The 11,872-nt window shown below is 50.1% G+C and carries 7 protein-coding genes; 3 read left to right on the forward strand and 4 right to left on the reverse strand.

Features of this window, described 5'->3' with window-relative positions:
• The first annotated feature begins 1,161 nt into the window (after positions 1 to 1,161).
• Genes mnmG through gatA form a run of 3 tightly spaced genes read left to right on the forward strand, consistent with a single transcriptional unit; the run spans position 1,162 to position 4,825 of the window.
• The gene (mnmG, locus tag KIS77_08625) at positions 1,162 to 3,027 is read left to right on the forward strand and encodes a tRNA uridine-5-carboxymethylaminomethyl(34) synthesis enzyme MnmG (protein ID MCW5922394.1); all 1,866 of its coding nucleotides are present in this window, start codon (positions 1,162 to 1,164) and stop codon (positions 3,025 to 3,027) included.
• A gap of 13 nt (positions 3,028 to 3,040) precedes the next feature.
• Positions 3,041 to 3,349 (forward strand): thioredoxin, encoded by a 309-nt coding sequence (gene trxA / locus KIS77_08630; protein ID MCW5922395.1) that lies wholly within the window; start codon positions 3,041 to 3,043, stop codon positions 3,347 to 3,349.
• A gap of 24 nt (positions 3,350 to 3,373) precedes the next feature.
• Positions 3,374 to 4,825 carry an Asp-tRNA(Asn)/Glu-tRNA(Gln) amidotransferase subunit GatA gene (gene gatA, locus KIS77_08635; protein ID MCW5922396.1) on the forward strand — a complete coding sequence of 484 codons (1,452 nt, stop codon included), beginning with the start codon at positions 3,374 to 3,376 and terminating at the stop codon, positions 4,823 to 4,825.
• Positions 4,826 to 4,840: 15 nt separating this feature from the next.
• Here the strand turns inward: gatA and KIS77_08640 are convergent, their stop codons facing one another.
• From KIS77_08640 to KIS77_08655, 4 genes are all read right to left on the reverse strand, one after another.
• Positions 4,841 to 5,878: an aminoglycoside phosphotransferase family protein gene (locus KIS77_08640; GenBank protein ID MCW5922397.1), complete on the reverse strand. Its 1,038-nt coding sequence runs from the start codon at positions 5,876 to 5,878 to the stop codon at positions 4,841 to 4,843.
• Between the two features lie 88 nt (positions 5,879 to 5,966).
• Positions 5,967 to 7,250, reverse strand: coding sequence for a glycosyltransferase family 39 protein (locus tag KIS77_08645; protein MCW5922398.1), 1,284 nt, complete (start codon positions 7,248 to 7,250; stop codon positions 5,967 to 5,969).
• Positions 7,251 to 7,326: 76 nt separating this feature from the next.
• Positions 7,327 to 9,921, reverse strand: a complete 2,595-nt coding sequence (locus tag KIS77_08650; protein ID MCW5922399.1) for a T9SS type A sorting domain-containing protein — start codon at positions 9,919 to 9,921, stop codon at positions 7,327 to 7,329.
• A 148-nt stretch (positions 9,922 to 10,069) separates the two neighbouring features.
• On the reverse strand, positions 10,070 to 11,848 hold the full coding sequence (locus KIS77_08655) for a hypothetical protein (protein MCW5922400.1): 1,779 nt from the start codon (positions 11,846 to 11,848) through the stop codon (positions 10,070 to 10,072).
• Positions 11,849 to 11,872 lie beyond the last annotated feature (24 nt).

Genomic DNA, 11,872 nt, shown 5'->3' on the forward strand with positions numbered 1-11,872 from the left:
CTGCCACTCTCGGTTCACAATGAGGTGTCATCTTTTGAGGAACGAAAAAGGTGACATCTCGGCCTATTTTTGAGATGTCACCCCTCCATGCTTACGGGATGACACCTCAGAACCCGACAAAGCGAGCATCGCTGACTGATTCCCGATTTTTATCAACTTTTCACCTCTTTGAGGTGCTATACCTCGCGCCGCCAAGTTTTCAGCATCGTCTAGGTAACGTTTACTAAACTTTTGAAGTTTAGTAAACGTGATCTCATCCTTCCAACCATGCTGAAAACTTGGCGGCACGAGGTATAAAATGACTAGGCTTGTGGCGGTGGACGTCTTTGCTCCCGTGATTCAGGAAAGCGACCTTCGGTATAAAATGACTAGGCTTGTGGCGGTGGAGGGCTTTGGGTGAAGGGGATTGTCATTTTTTCGACTGGCAAGGCAAATTTTGCAGTCGAAATCGGGCATATTCGGCGAAAAATTTAACGAAGCCAGTCGGAAAAAGGGCTTTCCCTTCACCCGAAGGCATCTACCGCAACAAGTCTACTTTATGGAAATCAAACGTTTGTGGCATTTGAATTTTTGCAACCACTCTGGCGGGGACAGCGCCCTGGAATGTGTTTCAGGGCACCGTCCCTGGATTTTCAAAAGTTTTAACTCTGAACTTGCGTTTTTTAGCAAAATAGTGAGCCAAAATCTGTTTTTTCAAAATTCGGGATGACTCATCTCATAAGTAGTATGGCGGATTTGCAAATCCGCCATACTGCTTAACAAGATTTACAGTTTTTTTTACCCGAAAAAGGGCGCGAATATTGTCAATCCTGTCAAACAAACATCACTTATGAGACATCCTCGCAAAACGTTGCGTAGGTGTGGCATGACCGCTTTGAGAGCATTGATAAAGTAACCATGAGCGGTCATGCCACACTTGTTCAACGTATTTCGCGATGCTGCCCCTACTTGAGTAGGGGCAGCGCTATACAAAATGACCGCGCAACACCTCTACGCGACTTTTTTATCCCTCTTTCCGTTGTACTTTTGCCAACTTTTTTTTCAAAAAAAGGGTTTTAGTTCGTCGTGATTTAAACTTTGCCACGAAGACACAAAGATTTTAAAATCAACTTCTTGGAGTCTTTGCGCCTTTGTAGCAACTCCAAAACCTTTCATTAAAAAATGTTTCCAAAATACGATGTCATAGTAGTCGGTGCAGGCCATGCGGGGTGCGAGGCCGCTGTCGCTGCCGCCAACATGGGCTGCAAAGTCCTGCTGGCCACCATGAATATGCAGACCATCGGGCAGATGAGCTGCAACCCCGCGATGGGCGGCGTGGCAAAGGGGCAAATCGTGCGCGAGGTGGATGCCTTGGGCGGCTATTCGGGCATTGTGACCGACCACACGGCTGTTCAGTTTCGGATGCTCAACCGCTCGAAAGGCCCCGCTATGTGGAGTCCTCGCGCCCAAAACGACCGGATGCTTTTCGCCGCGAAATGGCGGCAAATGTTGGAACAACACCCCAACATAGATTTTTGGCAGGAAATGGTGCGCGGCCTCGTGGTGAAGGACGGACGGGTGCGCGGCGTGGTGACAGGCATGGGTTTGGAAATTGAAAGCGAGACAGTTGTGCTCACCAACGGCACTTTCCTGAACGGCATTATTCACATCGGCGAGAAACAATTCGGCGGGGGGCGTGCGGGCGAATCGGCAGCCAAAGGCATCACCGAGCAGCTCGTCGAACTCGGCTTCGAGGCTGGCCGCATGAAGACGGGCACCCCGCCTCGCATTGACGGGCGCTCGCTCGACTATTCCAAAATGGAGCGACAGGACGGCGATTTCCCACCCGGCAAGTTTTCTTACACCGACACACCGCTTTTGGAAAAACAACTCTGCTGCTGGATTACCTACACCAACCAAAAAGTGCACGACACATTGCGCACGGGTTTTGACCAGTCGCCTATGTTCAACGGGCGCATCCAAGGCGTGGGGCCGCGCTATTGCCCAAGCATCGAGGACAAAATAGACCGGTTCAGCGACAAAGACCGCCACCAACTTTTCATCGAACCGGAAGGCTGGGACACGGTGGAAATTTATATCAACGGCTTCTCCTCATCGCTGCCCGAAGACGTGCAGTTCAAAGCCTTAAAGGAAATACCCGGGTTGGAAAACGTCAAGATGTTTCGCCCCGGCTACGCCATCGAGTACGACTATTTTCCACCCACGCAATTGCAAACCACGTTGGAAACCAACTTGGTGAAAAACCTCTTTTTTGCTGGACAAATCAACGGCACGACGGGCTACGAAGAAGCCGCCTGTCAGGGGTTGATGGCTGGGTTGAACGCTGCTTTGAGCGTGAAAAGCGAAGCGCCGCTCGTGCTCAAACGCTCCGAAGCCTATATCGGTGTTTTGATTGACGACCTCGTGAACAAAGGCACGCAGGAGCCATACCGGATGTTCACCAGCCGCGCCGAATATCGCATCCTGCTCCGGCAAGACAATGCCGACCTTCGCCTCACACCCATCGCGCACCGACTCGGCGTGCGCGGCACCGACGTGCGAATGGACAGGGTGCGAGCAAAAACGCAGGCTGCCGCCGAAATCGAAGCCTTCTTCCGCAACGCCTCTGTCAGCCCCGGTGAGGTGAATGGCTATTTGCAGTCGGTTGATTCTGCTCCGATTGTTCAGAAGGTGAAACTCTACAACATCCTCTTGCGCCCGCAGGTGGACATTCCAAGTTTGGCAAAATCGCTGCCGGAACTCGCCAACTTCCTCACGCCCTACGAGCGGGAATTTGTCGAGTTGGCCGAAATCAACATCAAGTACGAAGGCTACATCCAGAAGGAGCAGGAAATGGTGGACAAAATGAGCCGCCTTGAAGACTTGCATTTGCACCCCGATTTTGACTACGCGGGTGTGAGCGGCCTGAGCAACGAGGCCCGTCAAAAACTCTCTCGCATGAAGCCGCGCACCATCGGCCAAGCCAGCCGCATTTCCGGCGTGAACCCTGCGGATGTGAGTGTGCTGCTGGTGCATTTGGGCAGATAAAAACAAGTCAAACATGAAATCCTCATACGAATCACTCATCAACTCTCCCATTCCAGTGCTCGTTGATTTTTGGGCACCCTGGTGTGGCCCATGCCGCGCCATGCACCCTGTGTTGGATGCCTTGAAAGCCGAAATGGGCGACCGGGTGCGCATCGTGAAAATTGACGTGGACAAAAACACCGCTCTCGCCGTGCAGCAAAAAGTCATGGGCGTGCCGATGTTCGTGGTTTACAAAAACGGGCGGGAACTTTGGCGGGAGGCGGGTGTGCTGTCCAAAGACGCTTTGCGCCGTGCGGTAGAGGCTGCCGAAAAAACTGCCTGAGAAGCACCATATTTGCCCCCGTCTATGCCGAAATACACCTCGCTTTCCGATATTCAAGCTGCGCTGCGGGCAGGCGAAACAACCTGCCGCGCCATAGTGGGGCATTATCTGGCTCAAATCGAAAAAACGCGACACCTCAACGCTTACATAGAAGTGTGGGCCGACGAGGCGCTGGCTAAGGCCGATGCGCTCGACGCGCATCTGGGTGAAGCGCCCACCAAAATGGGACGACTCTGCGGCGCGGTCATTTCCATCAAAGACAACATTTGCTATGCGGGCCACCAAGTGACGGCAGCCTCGAAAATACTCGAAGGGTTCACCTCGCTCTATTCAGCCACGGCGGTGGAGCGCCTTTTGGCCGAAGATGCCATCATCATAGGGCGCACCAACTGCGACCAGTTCGGCATGGGGTCGTCCAACGAAAACACGATTTACGGCCCCGTCCTGAATGCCGCCGACCCTTCGCGAGTCCCCGGAGGCTCTTCGGGTGGCGCCGCGGTATCGGTGCAGACGGATACTTGTCTGGCCGCCTTGGGCAGCGACACGGGTGGCTCGGTGCGCCAGCCAGCGGGATTCTGCGGCATCTGGGGTTTCAAGCCAACTTACGGGCGCATCTCGCGGCATGGCCTCATTGCTTATGGCTCCTCGTTCGACCAAATCGGGGTGTTGGCGCACAACCCAGCCGATATCGCCACCCTGTTGAAAGTCATGGAAGGCCCCGACGATTTCGATGCGACTGCGACAGAAGGCAAAGGGCGGGAGGCGGAGACTAAACCCTCCGCCCTCCGCCCTCCACCCTCTACTCTAAAAATTGCCTATTTCCCCGAAGCCCTCGATAGCGAAGGCATGGAGGCTGGCGTTCGCAACGCGACTTTGGGCTTTATCGAGCAACTTCGAGCAGCAGGACACGCGGTGGAACCCGTTTCGTTCGACTTGCTGGATTTCATCATCCCCACCTACTATGTGCTCACCACCGCAGAGGCAAGTTCCAATCTGGCCCGTTACGATGGCATTCGCTATGGCCGTCGAAGCCCAGCCGCAAAAAACTTGGAGGAGACTTACTTGCTCAGTCGCTCGGAGGGTTTCAGCGAGGAGGTGAAGCGGCGCATCTTGCTCGGCACGTTCGTGCTGAGCAGCGGCTACTACGATGCGTATTACGGCAAGGCGCAAAAGGCGCGGGCGCTCATCCGCCAACGCATCTTTGCCATCCTGAGTGATTTTGATTTTATCCTAATGCCCGTCGCACCGACGACGGCTTGGCGTTTCGGCGAAAAATCTGCCGACCCGGTGGCGATGTACCTCTCCGATATTTACACGGTGTTGGCCAATCTGGCAGGTATTCCGGCCTTGGCCATTCCAGCGGGAAAACATCCCGAAAACAGTCTCCCGGTGGGGGTGCAACTCATGGCTGGAATGTGGGAGGAAGGGAAATTACTGGACTTCGCGCAAAAGTTGAGAAAGGTTGAGGGGGGGTGAGGCAAGTTGAGACCTCTAAACCTCAACCCTTCTCAACTCTTTGAACAGGTCCAATTGATTCCTCGCTCGAACGAGGTTGTGTTCCGGCCAACGGATTTTGTAATAGACGTCTCCCGCCAGCCAATCGGTGAGAAAACGCAGCGCCTGCTCGCCAGCAATCCACGCCGCGCCGAGCGGAAGATTTTCCTTTTCAGCGGGAAGCAAAAAATCGGAGGTTTCCTCCAAAAAACCGTGTTGCAGCGCGTCGAGAATGTCGAGGCGAAGCGAGACAGGTTCAGCCCCGTCTTCCCGGCCAGTGGGCACAAAAGTGCGCACCATGTCGCCAAAATCGGAGAGGAGCGTGCCGGGCATCACCGTATCCAAATCAATCACGGCCACAGCCTTGCGGAGCGTCAGGTCGAGCAGCACGTTGCCTGCTTTGGTGTCGTTGTGGGTGACACGGAGCGGCAGGGCGCCGCTGCGTTTCAATCGGCTTATTTTTTCAAAAATAGGCTTGGCTGCCAACATGGCCTCGATTTCGGGCGTGGAAACCTCGGCGCGATTCACGGGATTTTTTTCCAACACCTCCAAGAACACCTGCCAGCGTCGGTCGGTGTCGTGAAAACCCGGAATGGTCTCGCGCAGTCGCTCTGGCGGAAAGTCGCGCAGTGCCCGCGCAAACGCGCCGTAGGCCCGCGCTCCTTCGTAGGCGACATGGGCATCCGCCACGCCTTCGGGCGCGAACGTGTTTTCAAAAAAAGGAAACACGCGCCAGCAATTTCCCTGTTCGTCATGCTGCAAGTATTGCCCATCCAAAGCCTTTTGGGGCATAGCTATTTTATAGGGAAAATCTCGCTCGGAAAGGTGCTCGCACACGGCTACCGTATTCCGCATCACGGCATCCGGGTCTCTGAAAACGAGGTGGTTCAGGCGCTGGAGCAACCAAGTTTCTTGCACGCCATTTCTCTCAAAATCAATGCGGAAAGTATCATTGATATTGCCGCTGCCGACAGGCGCAGCGCCGAGCCATCGGTCGAATTGGAAGAAGCGGCGGGGGATTTCGTTGTTCGTCATTTACCGTCATTGAACGTCATTCGTCATTGTCGTCATTCCGCCATTTTGAAAAATCCACCTAATTATCTTAATGACGACAATGACGAAATCACCATTTGAACAAATACGACCACACCCACTTGATTTTTTCAAAATTCCAGCGCCAGTCAACGCCGTCCCAGGGGCCGGGCAGCCATGTGTAGAGGAACGACATTTTCGTGCCGTAATACATCAAAAATACCACGACAGCGAGAATGAGCCAGCGCAACAGTTTGGAGCGCAAGGCGAATATTTTTTCAAAAACACCTGCCAACGGCAGCGCCAGCAGCGCATAATATTCCACATAGCATCGGTGGCCGAAGGCCCCACCGAACCACCACGCCCACCAACTGGCAAAAATGTAGGTGGCGAGGCAGAAAATCAGCAGGAGCGCAGGGGCGTGATATTTGCGCTCGCGCAGCCCGATGAAAATGCCCAAGACCATGAGCAACACCATCGGCGAGTAGAGGAAAAGGCCGTTTTGTACATCGAACAACACGTCGAGTATTTTCGGTTTGTTCCAATAAATGAACTTCTCGTCGGTGTACGAATAGCGCACCCAACTGCCCGTCATCTCGTGCCAGTAGAGCATTTGGGGAAACAAAAAGACAAAAGCCGCGAGCGCTGCCGCGCCGAGTTTGGGCAAATTCCTCAGGAAAAATCGCGCCCGCTCCTTCAAAGTCCGCCATGAATACACATCATAGAGCAGGACGAAGAGGAGAATCAGCGCGTTCGTCGGGCGAATCAAGATCGTCCAGCCGAGCGCGCCGCCGAGCACGGCGGCGTTTGCCCAAGAAGGTTTTTCATAAAAACGCGGCAAGTGCCAAGCTGTGAAAGCAAACAAGCAGAACGAATAAACGTGCGAAATGCTCATCTCCCGTGTGGTGTAGTGGAAGAGGTTAGTGCCAAAAAACGTCGCCAGCAAAGTCCAGAAAACGACCTTTTCAGAATGTCGTCGTCGCAAGGTTTTTTGCAAGAAAAACAAGCCGACGAAACCAAAAACGTAGCCGCAAATCGCCATCGCCCGGCAGTAGTGGACATTGAAATAATCTTTCCAGTCGTAGTTTTTCAACTGGCAATACCACTTCGTCACGAGGAAAAACGGCGCCTCGAATATGGCCACGCCGCAGGTGTATTTGATGAGGATCTCGCCCTGCGCGTTGCGCTGCGGCCACACCGTGCCTTCGGGGATTTTGTGCATATCGCCGATGATGAACACGCCCGGCAGGTACAGGTAGTAGCCCTCCGAGTCCGACCAAATGACGCTGCGCGGATTGCCCCGAATGCGGTTGAACATGACTGGGAGCAGCAGCAGGAACAGCAAGTAGAGGTAGTTGCGGCGGAGAAATTGCATGGGTTAGGAGTTGTTTTCAGTAGATAAACTTTCCGAAAGTTGACAACTTTCGGAAAGTTTAGTCAATCATAGAAGGTCAGTTTTTTAGCTTTGTGAACTTATTAAATAGGCGAGTTCCTGCAGACCCAGATAAGACAATTGTATAAACACCAGAGGGATATTGTGTAATATCGTACTCAAGTAAGTCCCCAACTTCAGTAATTCTGCGCTTGTCGGTGTTGATTAATCGCCCTAAAGCATCATAAAAATTTATTTCAATTATTTCGTCTTCTATGAAATCACATTTTATTTGTATCTTATCATATGCAGGGTTTGGGAAGAGAATAAATGCAGGAATTGAATGTTTCTTAGTAAATTTATTTTGGTTTTCTCGATAAGATGTTCCGCCAGTACAAGAGTCCAGAGTCTCTCTAATCAATATTTCTTTAAGCCCTTCAGTATCCAAATAATCGACTAAAAATTCCAAAGTGGGATTTTGTTTATCGTAAATATATGCAATTCCATCAGCAGTATGATTTTCTATGGAGTAATTGATAGAATTAAGTTGGCATCTATTACTAGTAGGACGAATATTTTGAAGAGTTGAGGTCAAATCAGCCGCTTCCAGTTCAAATTCATACACAAATTTCTCGGCATCTTCACTGATGCAATTTTGTCGAATTTCAATTAACGGATAGCACTCTAAAATAGGTTTTTGTGCAATGCAACATTCTGCAAAGAGATGGACTAGTGTATCGATTGTCTGAGTTCCGTATGTATTTACGGGCAAAGCTAAGTTATCTTGTCTAATTCCAATTCTATAATCGCCAGGGATAGATGGGTATAAGATATAGGTATCTCCGATTTGTTGAGGAAGCCAATTTCCATTGGGATCTTTAATGTGAATTGAATAAACAGAAGAGCAATCTTTACTGCCAACTTCTATTTTATAATGAGCTGGAGATACCTGCCAAAGTTTCGCAGGATTAGCATGGTTACCTTTGCATACTGGTTTGCATTTGTTTGGATATGTACAGATCTCTGTAATCAATATTTCAGGCACTTTCGGCTTAAGGGCTTCGGCGATGTATTCTTCAAATAATGGATTGTCAATATATAGGACTAGCTCACTATATGGTGGGGTATTTGGTTCGTAATACCCCGCACTGATTATTCCAGGTATTGGCACATAGCCATGTCCACCATGGTAATTTCTTCTGTCACAATAGAAATACTCAAACCACTTTTTTTGACAATCTAAACTCAATTCACTAAACCAACGATGATCATTCCATCCCCAAGTTAACGTACTGACAATTTCATTGTTTGGAACTGGTGGTAAAGGTGAGGGTTGCCAAGGGTTCATAGGTGGAGAGAAACCATCATAGTGAACTACATAGGGCACTTGCTCGTATTGGCACCCCATATTTGGACCGCTGCCATCTAAATTGGGGGGATAGCCGCCAACGGTCCCGCCTGCGCTATTAATAGTGCAAGGGTCTACTACAGCTGGAAAATCTTCGTCATAACACTCAGAATTAGGGTTGCTAAACAAAAAAAGGGCATCTGAAGCAATGGGGTCATCACATCCGACGCCATCACCGTTGACTTGTGGTGAAGAGATTTCTCTTGGCCGCATGGCTCTACTATCAAAATCAAAGATTAGAAAATCAGTGCCAAATAGTCTTGCACTTTGTCCATTGTCTATATTTGAATAAGGAGATTCTCCACTTAACAAAACAAATTTGTTATTTTCATTGGCGTACTGCCTGATTTTATTGGTCAATCTATATAGATGTTGATATTCTGGATCTACATCGTGATTAGCATAATTAGTGTATAAGCCCATGTGAATTGCAGAGTAGCCAAAATCAATGAGAGTCATGCACTGATATAAAAACCACATACGCATTTCAACTTTGTCAATACTATATCCTCCATCCGCGCTACTTAAACGTGCTTTTTTAAAATAGAGGTCGGCCTTCGGCGTTCCATTTGAGTTGAAATAATAACTATAGGTCGATGGAGCATCTGGGTCGAGATCATCTTTGTCTTCAGGGTAATAATCATCGCTAAAATACTTTACTATCAGTGGGAGTGGAATATGTCTATCAATACCATCCTGTACATTTTCAGAAATAATAAAATTGCCTAAGTCGCCATTGTCAATGGCTGATGCCTGAATGATTGGCCGTGGTTTGCCCGCACAATCATACGCATGGTTAATATCTCTGACTATCTGATACCCAAGATTATACCATGGATTGCCGCGGAAGAATTCAAACTCATGAAAGGCTCCTGCTTGGTATACGCCTCTAATAAATTGGGCGTCCATTAGCGGTAAGTTTTGTATCATCTCACAATATAGGGCTGGGCAGTATTCACCCTGCTTATGTGGAGGAGTGCAATTGGATGTGTAACCTTCAAAATTTAGGTCTGCTAAAAAACCCATTTCAATTGATCTAGACAAATAGCGTTCAATTCCAATAGAACATTCATACGGATAAATATATGGTGACGGATAACCTTCTGTTTGTGGTGAGCAAATTTGTGTGGTACATGAAGAAGGCTCAATAATTGTAGGTAATGGCAATAATGTTGACTGACCGAAAACAGTACTAAATGATAGGGTTGCGAGAATCGTAACAAAATGGGACAACTGCATAATATGGGTAGCAAAGGAATTTTTCATGGCGCAAAAATTTTGTTATAGTCGGCGCAAAGTGGTTTTGAACAGAAAGATTAGAAAAGGTTGGATTGTTCGTTCAAAACCACTCTGCGTTGACTATAATTTGAATGCAGGTTTTCCCTGCAAATTTAGAAACTATTTTTGTTAATATTTATTCAAAAACCTCCACTTTCAAATCGTCCAACCTCACCGTCTTGTCGCTGCCCGAATTCCAGAACAGCACGACGGCGCGGTCAAAAGGTTTTCCCGGAATTTTTGTGTCGAAAAAAATCGTCTTCACTTCGCTGCCGTCCACATGGCGCTGGAGTCGAGTCATGCGCTCCTTCACGATTTTGTCGCCGTCGTAAAACCGCACGACGAACTGCGTCATCTGCCACCAGTTCCACTCCTTCGGGTCGCAGCGGAACGTGACGGAAGCTCGCAGCCAGCCTTGTTCATCGGCGTTCAGCGGCAAAGCATATTCAGGCGAAAATTGTTTTTCATTATTCAAAATCAAAGACTTAGCGCCTGCAATCGGTGCTTCGGAAGTCACGCCTGTCGTGTCGTTTTCAAAGTTATTGGTGTAAAGTTCTCGCACATTGCGTCGTTCCGAGCCTTTAAATTCCTCCTTCGTGTCGAGCAATTTCAGCCAGTCGCGCTCCAGTTCGTAGCGCCCCAACACTTTCAGCATGAAGGCTTTAGTCATTTGTTCCGCCACAAAAAGGCCCTTGCCGCGGTGCGCCTGATGCGTCCACCACAGGTTCAGGTAAATGCACACACCAGCAAATGGCACGAAAATCCATTTTCGCCAATTTCGTTGCGAAATCCAAGTGATGAACGCCGCCAACGGGAACGCCCAAAGGGGGTAACTCTGCACCATCGCCCGCTGGCCGAGGCTGCCGCCGTACCACCAAATGTCCCACGCCGCCGTGACGTAAAGTGCTGCAAAACAGAAAAGTAAAATCGCGGAAAGAAGATTTTTTTTAAAAAAGAAAAGTCCCGCTACGGCAAAAATCATCATCGGCGAATAGACCAGCCAACCTGCGCGCGCGCTGAACAAAACGTCGGAAAAATGCGGCCTGAACCAGCTGAATCCCTGCTCCTGATAACTGTACACGAGCCATTCGCCCGTCGCATATTTCCAGTAGGCGAGTTGCAGGAAAATGACGCCGCCCGCTACGAGTCCCGCGAGGGCAATTTTTGAAAAATGGTTTTTGAAAAATAAAAACCGCTCACGCAGTGCTGCCCACGAACCCACTCCCCACAGCAAGGGAATCACCGCCGAAATAATCTCCGTCGGGCGAGTCAGCGTCGCCCACCCGACGAGCAGCCCAATCGCCGCCGCCCAGCCGAACGAGGGGTTTTGGTAAAAACGAATGGTGCCAAACAGCAGAAGCGCATAGAGCGTGAAGAGCCAGTTGTGCGTCATCGCCCCCGTTATGCTGGCGTATTCCAGATAGTTCGTGCCAAACACGATGCAGACCAACACTGCCGCCACGACATTGTCGGAAAAATACATTTTCAACACCCTTCGCAAAAACCACAACCCGATAAGCGCCACCAGCAAGCTCCCCCAACTAATCGCCGCTTGATAGGGCAGCGAAAAACCATCTGCTGGGTATCCAAGCGGCTCGGCCAACAAGTGCGCCGCTGTGAACCAAGGGAGAAATTGCAGCGCCTGCCCGAGCGAATATTTCATCACCCAATTGCCCGACGGATGCTGATATGCCTGCCCCATGCCGGGGCCGGGATGGTATTTTTCCTCGACTGCGCCCCACCATTTTAATTGCTTTATATCCTTGTAAATCAGCGCCGCAGGCAAATAAAGGTAGTAGCCCGACACGTCCCAACTAAGGGTCGCTTCGGTGTTCGGCTGCTTCCATTTCGGGTAATACAAAACGGCGGCGGCAACGATTAGGGCGGCACAAAGCCAGTAGGCGATACGGGACATGAGGAAGGTTTGGATGGTTGGTTG

The sequence above is a fragment of the Saprospiraceae bacterium genome (assembly GCA_026129545.1).
Taxonomy (GTDB): Bacteria; Bacteroidota; Bacteroidia; order Chitinophagales; family Saprospiraceae; genus M3007.

Coding starts and splice junctions, on each gene's coding strand:
- KIS77_08650 (MCW5922399.1), bottom strand. CDS start 9,921: ATGAAAAATTCCTTTGCTACCCATATTATGCAGTTGTCCCATTTTGTT.
- KIS77_08640 (MCW5922397.1), bottom strand. CDS start 5,878: ATGACGAACAACGAAATCCCCCGCCGCTTCTTCCAATTCGACCGATGG.
- mnmG (MCW5922394.1), top strand. CDS start 1,162: ATGTTTCCAAAATACGATGTCATAGTAGTCGGTGCAGGCCATGCGGGG.
- KIS77_08655 (MCW5922400.1), bottom strand. CDS start 11,848: ATGTCCCGTATCGCCTACTGGCTTTGTGCCGCCCTAATCGTTGCCGCC.
- gatA (MCW5922396.1), top strand. CDS start 3,374: ATGCCGAAATACACCTCGCTTTCCGATATTCAAGCTGCGCTGCGGGCA.
- KIS77_08645 (MCW5922398.1), bottom strand. CDS start 7,250: ATGCAATTTCTCCGCCGCAACTACCTCTACTTGCTGTTCCTGCTGCTG.
- trxA (MCW5922395.1), top strand. CDS start 3,041: ATGAAATCCTCATACGAATCACTCATCAACTCTCCCATTCCAGTGCTC.